This window comes from Halocatena marina (genome assembly GCF_023276375.1).
GTDB lineage: Archaea > Halobacteriota > Halobacteria > Halobacteriales > Haloarculaceae > Halocatena > Halocatena marina.
In genome coordinates, this window is record NZ_JALLPK010000004.1 from 259,536 (window position 1) to 278,862 (window position 19,327).

Genomic DNA, 19,327 nt, shown 5'->3' on the forward strand with positions numbered 1-19,327 from the left:
GATGCGGATTAATTGGTTGTGACGGTGAGTGACTCGATGTCACGTGGATACGATGTCAACGACGTACACCCATCTGAGGTAACGGCGATAGTGTCCGAATGTCTAAACCCTCCGAGTTCAGGGACGTACAGTCCCGGTTCGATGGTAAACAGCTCACCTTCTCGAATCCTCCCCTCGTAGCCGCGATCGAGATATGGTCGCTCGTGACTCTCTAACCCGATGTTGTGTCCGACGTGACACTGGGTGTATTTTCTGACACCATTCTCGTCATAGTAGTCCATTACCGCCTCTTCGACGGTGGCATACTCAACACCCGGTGCGACGGTATCAAACGCAATCTGCTGAGACTCTCTCATTATTTCGAAGTAGTGACGCTGATTGGCATCCGGTTCACCGACGAATAGCGTCCGTTCAAGTTCCGCGGTGTAGCCGCTAACAGTTGGGGTAATGATAGTGACAATAGTGTCTCCATCCTCGATCGGTGGTGCTCCGTTCACACTATGTGGCTCAGCGGTTGTCGGACCAGCGGTGAACATGCACCTAACAGGATGGGTGTTCTTCATTTCGTATTTCGTTCCGAGTGTATCGAGCATCGCTGCCGTTGTCTCGCCTTCTACCTCGTATGCGATCGTAATTGGTCGTCGTCCCTGTGTCAATTTCTCTTGTAGTCGTCGTTGCGCGAAGTCGCCCCAACGACTCGCTTCGGCCACCAACTCAATCTCTGTTCCAGATTTCACCTCACGCATACTCGTCACAATATCCTCGGTGTGAACGCATCCGGATATGATCTCCGAAAGTGGTGGTCCTTCGTATCCGTAGCGGGCCGGACTGCCGTCTGTGTCGGCAAGAACACTCGAAGACGCAATTTCGAGATCCTTGCACAGTTCTCGGACAGCCATCATTGGCTCACTCTGCGGATAATCGAAGTACGTCCGAACGGTGTCGTACTCAAATCTGTCAGCATCTGCGTGGTCACGTTCGAGTCGAGGGACAACGATCTGACGAGCCTCATCTGTTAATCCCAACGCACACGGACGCTCGGTCTGCTGATGGGACATGCCTGTGAGATACTGGATATTAAGCGCGCGAAAGAGGACAATTCCCGCGAATCCGCGGTCGTGGGCCTTATCGAGTAGTCGCTGCTGTCGATCCCGAAGCTCCTCGTTTGGGATAGTGTGCGAACGCATAACGAGACTGAGTAGGGCACGATCATAAGTGTACCCACGTCGTCTACTTTCTGCGTCCGCTGCTGAGGGTAGGTTTTCGAAAACGAGTGGTCGTGTGATGCGTGGTTGTCGGGAGCTTACTCACCAACTATCTGATTCAACGCTCCTCACGGTCCGTCCAGAAGTCGAATTCGCGGCCAGGTGCAAATACGTCGATAGCGATGGCGGTTTCATCGCCCGTATTCTCGACGCGGTGTTTTTCCCACGCCTCAAGCCAGACAGAATCGAATCGTTCGAGCGTCACAGATTCACTCTCAGTATGGATCGTAATCTCTCCCTGTAGCACGATACACACCTGTTCGTTTTCGTGGTCGTGCATGGGAGATGAGTGTCCAGGCGGTTTCTCGAACCACTCGAATGTGAACTGGTCGCTGCCAGCGAGGGAAACTCGTCGCCATCCCTCGTCGGGTTCGTATGTCTCCGCCTCGGAAAAGTTGATATGCTTCATCTGTTCCACTTGTGTAGTGGAGGACCTCTCTCATTAAGATTATGGACGCAACGAAAATCGTACGAATTGCTATACCGGTCTATTCGGGAGTGATCCCTGGTTCACACTACAAAACCAACCATGCCAATCAAAGATTTGCGGCACCTGCACCCCCATCGATTGGAATGGCGACCCCGTTCAGGTAGCTCGATCGAGGAGAAGAGAGAAAGGCGACTACTTCGCCTAATTCTTGCGGTTCGCCAATTCGTTCAAGCGGAATTCCGTTGCTCCGTGCGCTTAACCCTTCTTCGTACGAGTTATACTCACCACGGTTGACCGCCTGATCAATGAGATCTTGGATCCGACTTGTTTCGTGTGGACCGGGAAGCACGGCGTTCGCGCGGACCTTCGGTGCCAATTCTTTCGACAGGGTCTTTTCGAGCCCAACAACACTCATTCGCACCGAGTTTGAGAGCACTAGTGAGTCAATTGCCTCCTTAACGCTCCGAGAAGTAATTGTGACGATTGTCCCCCCGTCGCCGTCTTGGAGAGCAGGAGCAGATTCACGGACGAGACGAACAACACTCATCACGAGTAGGTCGAATGCACGATACCAGTCCTCATCGGATGTTTCGAGGAACGGTCCGCTCGGAGGACCGCCGGCACTCGTAACAAGGTGGTCGAGCTGTCCGAATTCGTCGAGCGTTGTCGCGACGAGATTTTTGATGTCTTCCTCCTTTGTCAGATCTCCAGTGATACCAAGCACATCACCGTCACCAAGATCATCAAGTGCAGTGACTGTCTCATCGAGTTTGGATTCGTCCCGCCCATTGAGTACGAGGTTTGCGCCTTCTCGTGCCAGTATTTCAGCGGACGCACGGCCTAGCCCGCGACTTGACGCTGTAACCAGTGCTACATTGTCTTCAATTTCAAAGCTCATAGCAATTCGATTGGCGAGTGGGTTTCACTTAGTCGTTCTGTTGTTGGGGAGATAGAATGAAGAAGATGATCTAGCATGAATTGATCCGATAGCTACTAATCTCTACATTGTATCGAGCCATACGAATTATTGAGAGATCGTAGATTCATTGACTTCAAATGGTGAGGCACAAGGATTCGCCAACAGCTTGTGTATCATAAATGCTCGCTTTCGAATGGTTGGGCTTTGTTCTGGAGACTCGTCCTCATTGATGAAGCGACTGCAGATGACTTCGTTATGTACTGGACTATAATAGGTTGTCTGATATTTTGACGCTATTGGTTATAGAATGTATTCTCATTATCGCTAATGCAATTGACCAGCGTTACGTCAATGAGACAAAGTTGATCTGCTAGTCAATAAAAAGATCCTAGCTGTGGGAGGGGGCTACTCCCGAACAGAAGCTAGGCAATCTGATTTGAGCCAGGCGTTAGGATCGTCCAAATCGTAGATGATGACACTATCCACACCGGTTTCGATGCTGGCGTACCGTCCAGAGTGGTTTCCGTCCCTGTCGGGTGTAACGTCGGTCATTGGGTGGTGTTTACTGATATGCGTCGAAGCGAGTGTTCCTACCTGGTAGCAAATCGTTCGGGATTCCATTGACGAGATCGCAACGAATGTCACCTACGGTTTCGTTTGCTTCGACAGATTCGCTTTTAGCACGGAAGCATATATATGTTTCGCTCGGGGAGACATCTTGATATATCTATGTTTTACGTTAGTGATCATCAATTTGTATCAAACCAAGCCCATTTTCAATAATAATTAGGTAAAAATATTCCTGTGGATTATGTTTGGTCCATCCAATGGCTACCGACAGCGGCAATGGTTTGCTAGAAAAGGATATAGTAAGTCCAGTGAAAGACGACTCAGAGTACCTTACACTGCTAATCCTGTGCTGTCGAGACATCGGTCGACCGGTCGGCCACTTTATCGTGCGGCCAGATGAGTGATGCAACGATTGCGGCCGCAAAACCGATCGGTGGGGCAATGAGTCGGACGGTTACAACTGATGTCATTCCAAATGCAATCCAAAGAATGGTGATGGCTGGTCCAACGAAAAACGCAGCGATGACTCCGGCTTTCGAGAGGTTGTCTTTCCAGAAAAATAAGAGCGTAAACGCCGGCCCAAACGCCGAAAACAAACCAGTCGCCGAATAGCTCACTAGGGTGTAAACGAGGTCCTCTCCGAAGAGTGCGATGGTCAGACCAACGAGACCAATGAGCAGTGTCGCTGCACGGGAAACTCGCATTCTTGCCTTTTCACTGAACGCTCTTCCCTTCATGAGGACATTGTTGTAGACGTCTTGTGAGGCAGCAGAACTGGCCACAATAAGTTGGGAATCCACGGTCGACATCATCGCAGCAAGAACACCAGCGAGCATTACCCCGCCGAGAATCCCCGGTGTGTGTTCAAGAACCATGTATGGAAGTACCATCTCTCGATCCGCTTGCATCGCTTGGGGTGCACCATGGAGAACGCGTGCCATTAGACCGAGGAGAACTGCACCGACTGCGGTTAGCACTCCCCAAACCGTTGCAACAATCACAGCTGTCTGTTGGTCATTCTCATTGCGTAATGCCATCATTCTAACAGACAGGTGAGGATATCCACCGAAGTACGCAAATAGCCAACTCAAGTTTGCTCCGAGAAGGACAAGTACCGCGGTCCCAGTCTTTCCACCGAACCATGAGGCTCTCCCACTACCAGTGGCTTCCAATCCACCTATGACGGAGAATGAGGGATCGGCGACAGCACCCACAAAAAGGATACCAGGCAGAACGATAAGGGTGAAGATCATGAGGAATGCTTGAAGGACATCAGTCCATACACTCGCAATAAATCCTCCTGCAAAGGAATACGCGATAATCAATACAGCAACGATGATTATTCCCATAACTGGATCAATCCCGAAGACTTCGAATATTTTACCGCCAGCCAGAAACTGCGAGCCAATATATCCCATATAAAACACGAACGTCACTAGCGCAGGGAGGAGACGCAAGGCTGGAGCGTCGCTCGGAAGTTTCTCAACGAGCAATCCAATCGGTGTTACTGCGCCTGTCTCCTTGCGTCCCTCTCTGAACGGTCTGGCGTATATGATCCACTGGACGATCGCGCCACCGGCTGTACCGACGAGGATCCAGACTGTAGAGAGGCCTGCGGACCACGCTAATCCCGGTATGCCCAACAGTAGCCAACCAGACATTCCCGAACTTCGTTCAGAAAGCGCCAGAGCCCAGCCCGGAAGTTGATCACCACCGAGGAAGAAATCATCTTCCGATTCGACCTTTTTTGTACCCCACAATCCAACAAGTGCAACCAATACCAAGTATCCAACTGAACCGATCGCTGTATTCATGCCTGCTTGTACCATACTTTCACACCTTCAAACAGCAGTATAGCAGGTACTACATATATAATTAATGAATGTTATATTATGGTTGTCGATACTTGCTACGGCACGGCTCGCGTATCAGAACCGCGGGTATTACTGATGAAAGTCGTTGTTGCCCATATTATAGCCAGTCTTCGAGTCGATCAAACGCCTCATCAATTCGGTTGAGACCGTTTGAGTAAGCGATCCGAATTCGACCCTGACCTGATGGACCAAAGACCGTTCCCGGAACGAACGCGACCCCTGCTTCCCGAAGAAGAGCCCAAACGAATTCCTCCTCGCTGGGCTGTCCATCTGGGATCGTTGGAAATGCGTAGAAAGCACCGACTGGTGACGGACACGACATCCCTGGGATTTTTTCGATACGCTCTAACACACGATTTCGTCGGCGTTCAAACGCCGTGACCATCGGTTCATGGAGGCCACTACTCAGAGCACGCACAGCGGCGTACTGTGAGAGCGAGGGTGCGCACGTTGTCGTGTACTGCCGAACACGGATGATTGAATCGATCAGCTCGGCTGGCGCGCCAAGATATCCGAGGCGCCACCCAGTCATCGAATAGGCTTTCGAGACGCCGTTGATCGTAATGGTCCGATCGTAAAGGTCGCCGTGCGCTGCGAGACTGCGGTGTGTCGCATCATCGTACAGTATTTTCTCGTAGATCTCATCCGAGATGACGATAAGTTCGTGTTCGACGACGAAATCTGCAAGTCTCTCGATGTGCTCTTCGTCAAGCACACCACCTGTAGGATTTCCTGGACTATTGACAATCAGCAGTTTCGTTCGGTCAGAGACGCACTGTTCGAGGTCGCCGAGGTCGGGTTGGAAACCAGAACTAGCATCGAGTGAGTAGCGGACAGGCGTTCCTCCTGCCATCCGGACGCTCGGCTCGTACGTCCAACTAGGATCTGGAACGAGAACTTCCTCACCATAATCGACGAACGCGAGAACGCTCACGAATACAGCCTCCGTTGCGCCGGTGGTTACAACAATCTCACTGGACTCGTATTGGAGGCTGTTCTCCTGCTCGAACTTCGTTGCAATTGCTGTTCGGAGTGGTGAGATTCCGTAGTTCGAGGTGTAGTGGACTCGACCGGCATCGAGCGCTTGGACAGCAGCGTCCTTAATTGGCTCTGGTGTGTCGAAATCTGGACGTCCAATTTCGAGGTGGATAACGTCTTTCCCGGCTGTTTCGAGCCGGTCGCACTCCTCAAGGATCTCCCTAATTCCCGAGAACGGTATGTACTCCATTCTATTAGCGGCTGGCTGGCGATCAAGCACGGTTTGTCACATCACACGAAAGATAATAAATCCACCACTCTCGGCAGAGTTGTCGTCGAACCATACTCATCAATTAATGACAGTCCCTTCTTCGAGATGAGCGTCACGGTCGAAGCGATCAGCTGTGAGGTCGGACACGTCTACGAGTGAGGGTGCTCCGTTGGCGATGATCTCGGCGACAATCTGTCCTGTTGCTGGGGCTTGCATGAATCCGTGTCCAGAGAATCCGACAGCATTGACGAATCCCGGTACTGTTTCTTCGATAATCGGGTGGTGATCGGGCGTAACGGCGTACAGCCCTGCCCAGCCACGCTTAATGCGTGATTCGGGACCGAAGTAGTTTGCACACTTTGATGCCTCTTCAATAGTTTTTGCTGCCCAATCAAGGTCCATCTTAGTTTTTGAATGATCTGGGTCTTTGTCGGGATCCTCGTTAGAGAAATGGCCGCCGACCACTGCGCTACCTTCGCGCTCGGGTCGGAAGTGGACACTCCGGTCGATGTCAATCGTGAACGGGATGTCCTCCTCGACGGGGATCTCTGGATCAACGACCATCAACTGTCGTCGCTTCGGTGAGACCGGTAATTCAAGTCCTGCCATCTCGCCGACGTGGGCTGCCCATGCACCCGCAGCGTTAACGACGTAATCGGCCTCGATAGTCCCGGCATCCGTCTCGACACCAACGACGCTTTCAGCGTTGCACAACACGTCTGTTACTGCAACTTTCGTCTGGATGTCTACACCGGCTTCGTTCGCAGCGATTGAAAAACCCTGAAGTCCGAGGTGGGGATCTGCGAAGCCATCAGTCGGACAGTACGTCGCACCAACGAATTGTTCGTCGTGTAGTTCTGGACAGTGTTCTTTCGCCTGTTGAGGTGTGAGAAATTCGCTGTCTACACCGAGTTCGTTCTGCTTTCGGACGTTCTCGTGAAACTGCTCGGCCGTAGATTCAGCTCGAGCAAGAAAGAGATACCCTGGACGACGGTACTCGATGTCCGTATCGAACTCAACCGCAAAGCGCTCCCACACCTTGATACTCTCCATCGAAAGCGCCGCACTAACCGGTGACGAGAACTGGGCCCGAATTCCGCCGTTCGCCCGGTCAGTACTTCCAGCCCCGATCGTTGATTTCTCCAAAACGGTCACGTCTACGTCGTATTGACTGAGGTAGTACGCGCTGGCGAGACCTATGATTCCACCGCCGATAATAACAGCTCGCATGAAACCGCGTACCATGTCGTAGATGAAATACGTTGTGGTGAGCGCTTCAATCCTAGTGTGGGGTTTTATGTGGGTCGGCCGAATGACTGACGTATGATTGAGGATTCGTTCAACGCCTTCGAACCAGCCAGCGACTGGCATCGGATTCAAACGCTCGATACACACACTGGCGGCGAACCGCTCCGAATTGTGACTGACGGCCTTCCTAAGCTAACGGGCGAGACGATACTGGAGAAAAGGCGCTACATGCGCAAGGAACTCGACGACTATCGGAAAATGCTCATGTGGGAACCCCGCGGCCATGCTGATATGTACGGTGCTGTTATCACCGAACCGACGGCTGATGAGGCTGATTTCGGCGTTTTATTCCTCCACAACGAAGGATACAGCACGATGTGCGGTCATGCAATTATCGCGCTCGGCACTATAGCTGTCGAGACGAATGCAATCTCTAAATCCCCTGGTGATGAGGTTGTCATCGAGACACCTGCAGGCCTTGTCCGTACATGGACACATATGACCGATAGTCGTGTTGAGTCCGTGTCGTTCTCGAATGTTCCATGTTTTGTCTACGAGCGCAACGTCACTGTTGACGTTCCCAAATACGGAACCGTCGAATGTGATATCGCGTTCGGTGGCGCATTCTACGCTTATTGTGAAGCATCGCAGTTCGGTGTCCGTCTTGAGCCAGACAACGTGCAGACACTCATCGATATCGGACAGAAAGTGAAGGCGGCGGTATCGAATACGGTTGATATCGAGCACCCAACCGAAGATGATCTTGGATTCCTCTACGGAACGATACTGACAGACACACCGGACGCGGATGAAGTTGATAGTAGAAATGTCTGTATCTTTGCCGACGGTGAAGTGGACCGCTGTCCGACCGGTACCGGTGTGAGTGGGCGTGTTGCTCTCAGAGCGGACGACGGTCGGTTGGCCCCCCAAGAAGAGTTCACCGTCGAGAGTATTATCGGATCGGTCTTTACCGGTCACTATGAAAACGAGACGACCTTCCGTGGTTACAGTGCTGTCTGTCCTATTATCCAAGGTACTGCCCACGTTACTGGCCGCCACGAGTTCCTTGTCGATCCTACTGATCCGTTCGGCGATGGGTTCATCCTTCGTTGAGGGACCGTATTGTTCGTCAGAACGGAACAATTTTTATAGTAACATCACAAATGGGAAGCCGTCATGTCTCATCCACCGAAGACCACTCTACAAACGACAGAAAACACAATCACCATCGTGAAGATGTTGAAACAGCTCGACACTGCAGGCGTAACAGAACTTGCCAGTCGTCTCGATATGTCTAAGAGCACAGTTCATGACCATCTCTCTACACTCAAAAAGTACGACTTTGTGACGAAACACGATGACGGTACGTACAGCCTTGGCTTAGGATTTTTTGAAATAGGTGAGTATGCTCGAAAACGCCGAAAAATATACGAGATTGCACGACCGGAAGTGAAGTCTCTCGCCGATGAAACGGGGGAGCTCGCCAACCTACTTGTTGAGGAACACGGCCGTGGTGTCTATCTATATCGTGCCCGTGGCAAGAAGGCGGTAACACTTGACACCCATACTGGCAAGCGCCGGTACTTGCACAATACAGCGCTCGGAAAATCTATTCTTGCACATCTCCCCGAAGAGCGTGTTAATGAGATACTCGACATGCATGGCCTCCCAGCGTCAACGAAAAGCACAATCACCGATCGCGACATGCTGTTTGAAGAACTCGAGGAGATCTACGAACGTGGTGTTGCATACTGCGGACAAGAGCGAGTTGAGGGCTTGCAATGCGTTGCTGCACCCATCCTCAGTAACGATAGCCGTGTTCTTGGTGCAATCAGTATAGCTGCTCCGACGACTCGGATGAAAGGCCACCGATTTGAAGAGGAGATTCCTGAACTCATTTTACAGGCAGCTAACGTCATCGAAATAAATGTGACATATTCTTAATGGCCATCGTTACATCGTATTTTGAGTGCTGGGATCGAGCCGTTGCTACCCACTATTAATGATGCTTAATAGAGGACAACTGCAGTAGTTGCGTTCCGGTTTCAGGAACGCACGTGCTGAGGTGACAGAGGGCCATCTCAGGGTAGCTCGTTACAGAAGTACGTTTGTAATTCCAATCGATAAAATTCGATCGGTGGACAATCTTGTCGATAATATTTGTTCGGTCCTCCGGAACAGCTGTTAGTCTCTATCAACACTCAGATTCACACATGATAAACAATTCGCTGGAACAACTACGTCTCATTATTCCAGATTCGCAGAATCTTTTTAACGATAAATATATATGCTTAGAATATAACAGCTGAATTGTGTCATCAAATAGCAAGTGTACTGGTCCCGAGGGACCAACAGTAATTCCATCTCCGAAGCGGCGTCGTATACTCAAGCTCATTGGCCTCGGGGGTGTGGCTAGCCTCGCTGGTTGTATGGGTGATAATGGTAGTGTAGACCAGACTGATGATTCTAAATATGGAGATAATCAACAGAGGGATGCAGGAACCCCATCCCGTGGTGGGGATTTCATCGTGGGACAACAGGCGGATGCGGCCGATTTGAATCCACTCCAGATAGACGAAGAAATAACGTCTGATGCCGTATCTCAGATGTTTGATGCTGGTTGGCTACGAACCGGGTCAAAGCCTGAAGATATCGCACCGCGCTGGTTCGAATCGTGGAACATTTCGGATTCGTATGACGTGGTCGAAGTAGAGCTCCGCGACAACCTCAGATATGGTGATGAGTGGGGACAGTTGACCGCAGAAGATTATATTTACAACATCGAAAATGTCTGGACAAGCGATTGGTACCCTTATTCATTCGGACCGCAATTCAACGTTGGTACTAACGACCAGCCAGTCAAATACGAGAAGACCGGTAAATACACAATCCGAGAAGAGCTCCCGACCCCCCGACCCTTCTGGCCATACAACGATCCGATTAGCTTCAGCATTCCGGTACCGCGAAAGATCCTCGAACCCTACGTGGAAAAGAAGGACGCAAAGGGACTGGATAAGGATCCTGCAGTGTTGAAATCGCAGTTCAGCGGTAACCTCGGCCCGTGGAGTCTTAGAGAGTGGAAGCGTCAATCAGTCATCGTCTATGAACGAAACGACGAGTACTATCTCCGGAAGTGGGCGAAAAAGGACGACCGTATCGAAAGCGTCTGGGCCGAAGCTCCGTATCTGGACACGCTCTCGATACAGCTGTTTGGCGAACCGTCTACGATGCGTTCGGCACTCAAGTCAGGGGAGATCCAGATGGCGGGGATCCCGCCGACGAAGCTTGACAATTTCAAAGGGCGTAACGATATTACGCTGTTCAAAGATCCGTTCGTGGCGTTTTCCTCGTACGCCCAGATGAACCTCCGAGCGAACGGGTGGCAGGGGCTCCGTAACAAGAAGGTTCGATGGGCGATGGCAAACCTCTACGACCGGAACTTCGTGGTTGAGAAGATCCTCAGCGGGAAAGGCGAAACACAGGGAACATTGTACCCGAGTTGGGGGCCGTATTACCCTAAAAACAAGGTCAAAACGTTCGAGTGGACAGTCGATAAGGCCAAACAGCTCCTGAAAGAGGGGACATCGAGCGATTACGGCTACAGCGGCGACAAGTTCGTGGGTCCGAACGGAAACCAGCTTGACCTGAAGTGTATTTACACATCAGATACAATCACCGACCTTCAGGCCCAGTATTTGAAAAAGCGTCTCGGCGAAGCGGGCATCAAAGTCACACTCGAAACCACGAATTGGTCAAATCTGCTGAGTAATTATTACGAGGCAAAATACCCAGCTAAAGGTGAAAGCAAACCGATCGGATACGGCCCTGACGGCAAACAACACCCTTCGTCGTACAACTACGGTCCGTGGGACAAGGCCGTGACCAAACAGTCGTGGGATCTCATGCTTGGACTTGGAACTACTAACGGACCTGTGGATCCGGCGGGCACAGTAGCGTCGGTCTACGCCGAACGGGGACAGTTCAACTCCAATGGGTTCGTGCCCGAAAAAGACTTCAAGAAACTGCGTAAGAAAGCTATGACCACCTCCTCTCGCGAAAAAGCCAAGGGGACGATTGAGGAGATGCTCGTATCGCTGTCGCGGGCACAACCTACAATTTTCCAGAGCAACTCCCACTCCTTCACTGGCTACCGAAAGAAAATCAAGGGCCTGCCGGCGAACCCGGCGGAGAGCTATTGGGTAAACCAGAACTGGGACCATTACTACTACGGATAGATCTTGATATGAACAAAGTTCGATTTATTCATCAGATACGATCAATGGATAAATAATAAATTGAAAATGGGAATGAAATGGTATGTAGCACGTCGAGTGGCGTGGGCGGTCGTCGTCACTTGGATCACATTGACACTCGTGTTCGGTGGGCTAATGTTCTCACCGAATCCCAATATCCAGCGTGCGACAATGAGCTGTGGCGTACAAACTGGCGACATAGAGGAATGTCGGGAAAATATCAGAGCACAGCACGGACTCGATAAACCGCTCACTGAGCGGTACGTCGATTACGTCCTCGGGATGTACACCGGCAACTGGGGCTTTTCGCGGACCCGGAACCAGCCGGTAACGACCGCGATCGCAAATGCGTGGCCGTACTCCGCGCAGTTCTTGATCCCGACGGTCGTTATCTCAGTACTGATCGGGTACGCGCTTGGACTGTACTCGGCGTTTAACCAGTATACGAAGACTGATTATGCCGGGTCATTCGTCGCGTACTTCGGGATTAGTATTCCGGAATTCTGGTTCGCCATCGTGTTGATTCTGGTATTCTCAGTTATCCTCGGCTGGCTACCAGTATACTACGAGACCACAGTACCCCAACAGTACGGTTGGCTCTCATGGCAAAATATCAAACAGCTTATACTGCCGGCCGCCACGGTGCTGACGACGTCGCTCGCTGGTCAGATGCGGTTCGCGCGGAATCAGACTCTCGAGTACATTAACGCCGAGTTCATGAAAGTTGCGAAGGCGAAGGGAGCAAGCGAATATCGACTGATGATACACCACGCGCTCCGAGTAGCGTTGGTGCCGCTCTCGACCTTCCTCGTCGGACAGTTCCTTGCGATCTTGTGGACTGGTGCGCTCGTTACCGAGGTGATCTTTCAGATCCCCGGCATCGGGCTGTTGGGATACAAAGCGTTGATCAACCAAGACACTTCACTCGTGATGGCGACGTTTCTGATACCGACGTTCCTCGCCATCGTCGGATACCTGCTTCAGGATCTCGCGTACGTGGTACTCGATCCACGCATCGACTACGGGGATAGATAACTATGCCAGCAGAAGATACGGAACAACCCTCGTTCACCGATATCGACTGGGAGGAACAGGCAGTTTCCACCGCTCGCCTCTCGCGGACAGCGATCGTCGAGATCATCGCATTCACCGTTCTGATCGGCGGGTTCGTGTACGACTACGCGTTCCTGAACAAGAGTGCAACAATCACGTGGCCGTTTGTGTGGGACATCAACAGCGCCGAGTGGATGTTTCTCGGGACACTCTTGATACTCGTGTTCCACGCTGTCGTTCCGCTGTATCAAAACCCGCGGATGACAGCGTATTATTGGAAAGAGTTCAAGAAGAATAAGGCCGCGGTAGCCTCACTTATACTCTTAATTGTGATCTTTGTGATTGGTATTGTTGGCCCGATAGTGCTCTCGCCGCCGGAGGTTCAGTTCACCGACCGGATCTCGCCACCGGTGTTCAACCCGCTTGGTTCGGATGGAACGTGGGAACACCCGTTCGGGACGACGGATCAGGGCATGGACGTCGCGAAGCTCGTGATTTTCGGGATGCGCGTGAGTATGGAGGTCGGGCTGACCGCTATGGTGATGGCGGTCGGCATTGGATCGATCGTCGGAACAGTAGCGGCGTACGCCACCTCGATTGAACGTGACTGGATAGATGAGTTGCTGATGCGGTACGTCGACATCCAAAGCGTGTTCCCCGTGTTCTTGATGTTGCTAATCATTATCTACCTGTTCAGCGCACAGCTCTGGTTCATCATCGCGCTGTACGGCATCTTCAGCTGGGAGGGGATCGCACGTGCCACACGGAGCGAGGGCCTCCAGCGGGCCGAGGAGGAGTACGTTCAAGCGGCGCGAGCCGCCGGGGCAAACACGGGATCGATCGTCCGTCGTCATATGATCCCGAACGTTTCGAATAGCATCATCACGCTTGCGACACTACTTATACCGGGATTCATCCTCGGAGAGGCGACGCTGGCGTTCCTCGGTTTCAGTGATCCAGGCGTCTTCTCGTGGGGGCGAACCATCTCACTGGGACGGGACAACCTCACAAGTGCATGGTGGATCTCGACGATCCCGGGTATCTTCCTCGCGTTCACCGCGCTGGCGTTCAGCTTCATCGGTGACGCGATGCGGGATGCGCTTGATCCACGGCAGCAGGCGGATTCAAACGCAAAGGAGGGAGACCGATAATGAATTCAGAACCACTTCTCTCGGTCGAGAACCTGACGACTCACTTCCTCACTAATGAGGGCTCGGTACGGGCCGTCGATAGTGTGAGCTTCGATGTCGCTCATGGCGAGACCGTCTGCGTTGTCGGCGAATCGGGTAGTGGGAAGACTGTGACCGGCGAATCGATTACCAAGATTCTCCAGATGCCACCTGGTGACATTGTTGCGGGGACCGTGACATTTGACGGGATGAACCTCACCGAGATGTCAGATACGGACCTCGAACGAATTCGTGGCAACCGCATCAGTCATATCTTTCAGAATCCCCAAGCAGGGCTGAATCCGGTCTATACGGTTGGTACTCAGATCGGCGAGGCTATCCGTCTCCACGAAGATGTCTCGGGGGACGAATGCCGCCGTCGCGTCATCAAGTTGCTCGATCAGGTCGGTATTCCGGACGCCGCAATGCGCGTTGACGACTACCCTCACGAGTTCTCTGGTGGGATGAAACAGCGTGTCCTGATCGCGATGGCGCTATCATGCAACCCAGATCTCCTGATTGCCGACGAGCCCACGACCGCGCTTGACGTGAGCGTTGAAGCCCAGATTCTTGAACTCCTCTCGAAGCTTCAGGACGAGTTCGATATGAGCGTCATTTTCATTACTCACGACCTCGGCGTGGTTGCGGAGATTGCGGACCGAGTCGTAGTGATGTATGCAGGCAAGGTAATGGAGACTGCCGATGTTTTTGAGCTGTTTGAGGATCCCGCCCACCCCTACACCCACGCACTTCTTTCGTGTCTGCCCGGACGGGGTGGCGAGATGCGGACCATCGGCGGATCACTGCCTGACCCGGTCGATCCACCGAATGGCTGTCGATTCCATCCGCGGTGTCCGCACGCAATTGAGGACTGCACAGTTGGCGACCAGCCAGATTTGCACGTCGTCACGGACAGTGACATCCATCTAACGTCGTGTGTTTATTACGGCCCGGAGCATGACGCCGATGAACTCGACCGTGCCCGCGAGAGTGTGGCCGTTCAAGGAACACGTGATGAGGGAGGCACGCAAGCCTCGCCGGACGATTCACTCGATGGAGGTGAGGCACAATGACCGGGCACGACACGCGTCGGTCCGGAAGCGACCCACTGCTCGAGGTGCATGGGCTAACTAAGCACTATCCAATAACCGAGGGAATACTGAATGAGGAAGTTGGCCGCGTGCGTGCGGTCGACGGCATTTCGTTCGACATCGCTCCCGGTGAAACCGTCGGACTGGTCGGCGAGTCAGGGTGCGGGAAATCAACGGCGGCCACATCACTACTGCGCATCGAGGAACCCACCGGCGGTGACGTACTGTTCAACGGCGAGGATATCACCGACTACGACAAGCAATCGCTGAAGGAATTCCGGCGGCAGGCACAGATGATCTTCCAGAACCCGGATTCGAGCTTTGATCCTCGCATGAGCATCGGTGAGTCGGTCGCCGAACCGTTGTGGATCCACGGTGTGGGTCCACGGGAGTACCGTCGGGAGATCGTTCAGGATCTCCTTGAACGAGTTGGCCTCGGGGCGAACGACGTGGATCGGTATCCACACGAATTCTCTGGCGGGCAGAAACAGCGTATCGCGCTTGCGCGCGCGATGGTAGTTAATCCTGAACTCATCGTCGCCGACGAGCCGGTGAGCGCGCTCGATGTGAGTATCCAAGCGGAAGTACTCACGCTGATCGACGAAATCCAAGCAGAGTTCGGGGTATCGATCCTCCTGATCAGCCATGACCTGAGCGTCGTCCGAGAAGTGTGTGATCGAGTGGCGGTGATGTACCTCGGTGAAATTGTCGAGCTCGCCGACACCGAGACCCTGTTCGCCGATCCTAAACACCCTTACACGCGCTCGCTACTCGCTTCGATCCCATCGCCAGATCCCAGCAACCGAGGGAATCGAATCCCACTCTCCGGTAATGTGCCTGACCCAGCGAATCCACCGAGCGGCTGTCGATTCCACACGCGGTGTCCGGCAGTGATTCAGCCCAAGGGGTACGACTTCGAGCAGGATCACTGGCGGTCGGTGATGGATCTACGGCTCGCTCTCACCGATCAGAGTATCGAACTCAACGCGCTCAAGAACATCGTGAGCGTTGACCGCGGCAAGGACATCTCGTCGGTGTCGGATGACGAGCTCGCGGCTGCACTCCGGACGGAGTACGGGATCCCCGACTCACTATCGGATCCGAGCGCGGAAGACGTGCTCAATGAGGCACTCGAAGCGATCGTGAACGAAAGCCTCGATGCGGCTGACGAGTTGCTCGCGACCGAGTTCGCGACTGTCTGCGAGAAAGATCACCCCAGACTTCACGAGACTGTCACAGGGCATTCATCCGCGTGTCATCTTTACAACCATCCTAGGTCGAAGAAAACGACCGAATCAGCGGCGTCGACTGAAAACTAAGAAACAGGGACGGAAATTCATCAGTGGAAGCTTGTGCAGTGGTTTTTGCATTCCCCTTCGTCTAATTCTCACGGGTAGCCTTCGGTCTTTATGTGAAACAATCACCTCTGCACCAGCTACCAAGAGTGGGTTCAGAGCCTTCCGGAGATTCCTGCGAATAGCTACGGCAAAGCAGAACAGGGACTACGACGCCGAGTAAATTCTAGCGAAGAAATCGGTTACGAGACAGTGGTATCGATGGTTGACGAGCAAGTGTGACGCGGTACGACGGGAAAGAAACGGTGCACGGTGGAATGATGAATGTTCCAAACGGAGTACTATCCCGACCGAAACTAACTCGATCCAATGCCAGAGTGTTTCAACAGCGTAAATTGATCAATTTCAACACCACCAGCGTGATCCACAGATGTCATCGATAACTATCGATATCGTACTCCTCAGGGGACGTTCCGTCCTGTAGATGATCGACGAAGTAGTCCCACCGCGTGCGGACGAAGTACGGGTCTCCGCTAAGATCGTGGTGTCGGTTCGGGATAGTGAGCATGTCGAAATCCTTATTCGCTGCAATGAGAGCATCGACAAGCCGACGAGTGGAGGCTGGATGGACGTTCTGATCCAGCTCGCCGTGAACTAACAACAGCTCTCCTTCCAGACGATCGGCAATCGTACAGTTCGACTGCTCAGAGTAGTGATCGTCGACAGGATACCCCATCCAAAGTTCGTTCCACGAGGCCTTGTCCAGTCGATGGTCGTGGTTTCCTCCCGACGAAACTGCAACGTGATAGAATTCTGGATGCTCAAAGAGCGCGTGCGTCGAATCGTATCCGCCAGCGGAGTGCCCATAGATTCCCACGCGGGAAAGATCTAAGTAGGAGTATTTCTCGGCTATCTGCTGAATAGCTGCCTTGTGATCCTCGATACCCTTCCGGCTCAGGTTCTCATAGGAGTAATCTCGGAAAGCCTTCGAACGGCGCCCAGTCCCTCGGCCGTCGACCATGACGACCACAAACCCGAGCTCGGCGATTGACTGTGCGGTAGAGCGGTACGCGGCGAAGGTCTTGGGCACGTGGAAATCGTGAGGCCCGGTGTAGATCTGCTCGATCACCGGATAATTCTCATCGGATTCGAAATCCGACGGTCGCCAAAGCAGTCCGTAAACATCGGTTTCTCCGTCCGCTGCGACCGCTTCGAACGGTTCCGGGTATTTCCATCCGGTGTCGAGCAGTTGCTTGACGTCGGCTTCCTCCAGTTCGATGCGCACGCAACCGTCGATTGCGCTTCGCAACACCGTGACCGGTGGTTTGTCCGGCCGGGAGTAGGTATCGACAACGAACTCGCCTGACGGCGACATCTCGACCTCATGGTCTGCTGGCTCGGGCGTGAGAAGTACGAGATCAGAACCGTCGAAATTCACGCGATAGAGGTGACGGAAGTAAGGATCACGGCCCGCTTCCCGACCGCTGGCTGTGAAGTAGATTTCCCGAGCGTTGGCGTCGATACGGACGACATTGCGGACGACCCACTCGCCATCTGTAATCTGGTTTGTAATCTCACCGGATGCTCCATCGACGAGATAGAGATGGTGATACCCGCTTCGCTCCGAAGTCCAGACAACTTCCGCACCACCGTCAACAACGTGTGCTCCAGACACGTGTGGATCAACCACGGTATCCGACTGCTCATCAATTACGGTTCGTGACTCTCCTGTCGTCGGGTTGATTTCGAGGAACGTCACAGAATCGTACCCACGCGGCCAGTGTAGGTAGTGCAGTCGATCTCCGTCGTCGTTCCACTCGAACAACGGCTCTCCACCGTAGTAGCGGACCGGTATCGGGTCGATGTCGAGATCAGTTCGGGTGCGTTGTTCGAGATCGAAGACGATAGGTTCCACCATGGGCAGCCCAACTTCCCCTGGTAGCGGATACGCGTAGGTGAAGTGTCGTGGACGGAGTCGATCCTCGGGCGTGGACTGGACGAGTGCGAATCGGTTGGCAGAACGCTGATCCAGTCGATAGGTCATAAGCCGCTTCGAATCGGACGACCATGTCACCTCTACCGGCTGATCGATGTCTTCAGTACCTTCCTCAACCATCTCAACCGGTGAAAGGAGCGGCGTAGCGTAGCTGTAGTGTTCCTTGCCGTCTGCCGTCAGTTGGATCACTTCCCTATTGGCCGTATCACGCACGTAGAGATCGTGATCGTCGGTATATGCGACCCATCGTCCGTCTGGCGACGTGCCTGGATCTGATTCCTCATCTGCCGTGATCTCCTCGCAGTCGTACGTGGAGAGATCGCACTTGTATCTAGCACCCACCGCCTCGAACTGTACGGCGGATTCGTCTTCGATGTACTCGAATGAATCGAATGGCAACGCTTCCGGATCGTAGGACTCTCCGGTTTCGGCAGCGAGCGCATCCGCCAGCTGTTTGTGGTCGAACGCAGGAGCTTGTTCATCCTGTTCGGGATCGACGCGGACGAATTCCGTCCCCGTTGGCTGTTCGCGCCGGTACCAGAATCGATCGTTCTCCCCAATCCAATGTACATCAAACTCTTCGTTCAAGACCAACGATTCGGCGTTCTCCGGGAGGAACACCTCGGCTCGCTCGTACCGTTCACGATTAACCATTTTACACTACCCCTGCCGTTGAATCGCAGACACTCAAATCGGCATGGACATCAAATGAAGGCGGGTTTAATCTGGTCATGTGACTGATCACACTGCTTGTGCGCTGTCGACTGTGCTTAATGAAAGACGACTCTTTGCCGCTGATATAGATGTGATCTACTCGCATGGCATACAATTTCTCGTTGTAATATATAATTCGTATGGTCGCAAAGCTTGTCGGAGAAATATCCGCCTGAGTCTGAGAGTCGCAAGCCAGGAAAA

General features: G+C 52.9%; 14 protein-coding genes. 7 read left to right on the forward strand and 7 right to left on the reverse strand.

Annotation, left to right across the window (positions count from 1 at the left end; translation table 11 throughout):
* Nucleotides 1-8: 8 nt before the first annotated feature.
* The 6 genes from MW898_RS24110 to MW898_RS24135 form a co-directional block, all read right to left on the reverse strand.
* Nucleotides 9-1,187 carry a M24 family metallopeptidase gene (locus MW898_RS24110; RefSeq protein WP_248910847.1) on the reverse strand — a complete coding sequence of 393 codons (1,179 nt, stop codon included), beginning with the start codon at nucleotides 1,185-1,187 and terminating at the stop codon, nucleotides 9-11.
* A 136-nt stretch (nucleotides 1,188-1,323) separates the two neighbouring features.
* Nucleotides 1,324-1,674 (reverse strand): cupin domain-containing protein, encoded by a 351-nt coding sequence (locus MW898_RS24115; protein WP_248910848.1) that lies wholly within the window; start codon nucleotides 1,672-1,674, stop codon nucleotides 1,324-1,326.
* Between the two features lie 127 nt (nucleotides 1,675-1,801).
* Nucleotides 1,802-2,593 (reverse strand): SDR family oxidoreductase, encoded by a 792-nt coding sequence (locus MW898_RS24120; protein WP_248910849.1) that lies wholly within the window; start codon nucleotides 2,591-2,593, stop codon nucleotides 1,802-1,804.
* A 929-nt stretch (nucleotides 2,594-3,522) separates the two neighbouring features.
* On the reverse strand, nucleotides 3,523-5,013 hold the full coding sequence (locus MW898_RS24125) for a sodium/proline symporter (protein ID WP_248910850.1): 1,491 nt from the start codon (nucleotides 5,011-5,013) through the stop codon (nucleotides 3,523-3,525).
* 142 nt (nucleotides 5,014-5,155) lie between these two features.
* Nucleotides 5,156-6,316, reverse strand: a complete 1,161-nt coding sequence (locus MW898_RS24130) for a pyridoxal phosphate-dependent aminotransferase (protein WP_248910851.1) — start codon at nucleotides 6,314-6,316, stop codon at nucleotides 5,156-5,158.
* 69 nt (nucleotides 6,317-6,385) lie between these two features.
* Nucleotides 6,386-7,537, reverse strand: a complete 1,152-nt coding sequence (locus MW898_RS24135) for an NAD(P)/FAD-dependent oxidoreductase (RefSeq protein ID WP_248910852.1) — start codon at nucleotides 7,535-7,537, stop codon at nucleotides 6,386-6,388.
* Between the two features lie 93 nt (nucleotides 7,538-7,630).
* Here MW898_RS24135 and MW898_RS24140 point away from each other — a divergent pair, with 93 nt between their 5' ends.
* From MW898_RS24140 to MW898_RS24170, 7 genes are all read left to right on the forward strand, one after another.
* On the forward strand, nucleotides 7,631-8,668 hold the full coding sequence (locus MW898_RS24140; RefSeq protein WP_248910853.1) for a proline racemase family protein: 1,038 nt from the start codon (nucleotides 7,631-7,633) through the stop codon (nucleotides 8,666-8,668).
* A 63-nt stretch (nucleotides 8,669-8,731) separates the two neighbouring features.
* Nucleotides 8,732-9,499: an IclR family transcriptional regulator gene (locus MW898_RS24145; RefSeq protein WP_248910854.1), complete on the forward strand. Its 768-nt coding sequence runs from the start codon at nucleotides 8,732-8,734 to the stop codon at nucleotides 9,497-9,499.
* Nucleotides 9,500-9,867: 368 nt separating this feature from the next.
* A complete protein-coding gene (locus MW898_RS24150) occupies nucleotides 9,868-11,790 on the forward strand; it encodes an ABC transporter substrate-binding protein (RefSeq protein ID WP_248910855.1) in 1,923 nt (640 codons plus the stop codon).
* A gap of 72 nt (nucleotides 11,791-11,862) precedes the next feature.
* Entirely contained in the window at nucleotides 11,863-12,843 is a 981-nt protein-coding gene (locus MW898_RS24155) for an ABC transporter permease (RefSeq protein WP_248910856.1), read from the forward strand.
* A 2-nt stretch (nucleotides 12,844-12,845) separates the two neighbouring features.
* Nucleotides 12,846-14,012: an ABC transporter permease gene (locus tag MW898_RS24160; protein WP_248910857.1), complete on the forward strand. Its 1,167-nt coding sequence runs from the start codon at nucleotides 12,846-12,848 to the stop codon at nucleotides 14,010-14,012.
* A complete protein-coding gene (locus tag MW898_RS24165) occupies nucleotides 14,012-15,103 on the forward strand; it encodes an ABC transporter ATP-binding protein (protein WP_248910858.1) in 1,092 nt (363 codons plus the stop codon). The genes MW898_RS24160 and MW898_RS24165 overlap by 1 nt, the downstream gene beginning before the upstream one ends.
* Entirely contained in the window at nucleotides 15,100-16,440 is a 1,341-nt protein-coding gene (locus tag MW898_RS24170; protein WP_248910859.1) for an ABC transporter ATP-binding protein, read from the forward strand. The genes MW898_RS24165 and MW898_RS24170 overlap by 4 nt, the downstream gene beginning before the upstream one ends.
* A 409-nt stretch (nucleotides 16,441-16,849) precedes the next feature.
* On the opposite strand, the gene MW898_RS24175 is transcribed toward MW898_RS24170, so the two are convergent.
* Complete coding sequence (locus tag MW898_RS24175; protein ID WP_248910860.1) at nucleotides 16,850-19,066, reverse strand: S9 family peptidase; 2,217 nt, start codon at nucleotides 19,064-19,066, stop codon at nucleotides 16,850-16,852.
* Between the last annotated feature and the right edge of the window lie 261 nt (nucleotides 19,067-19,327).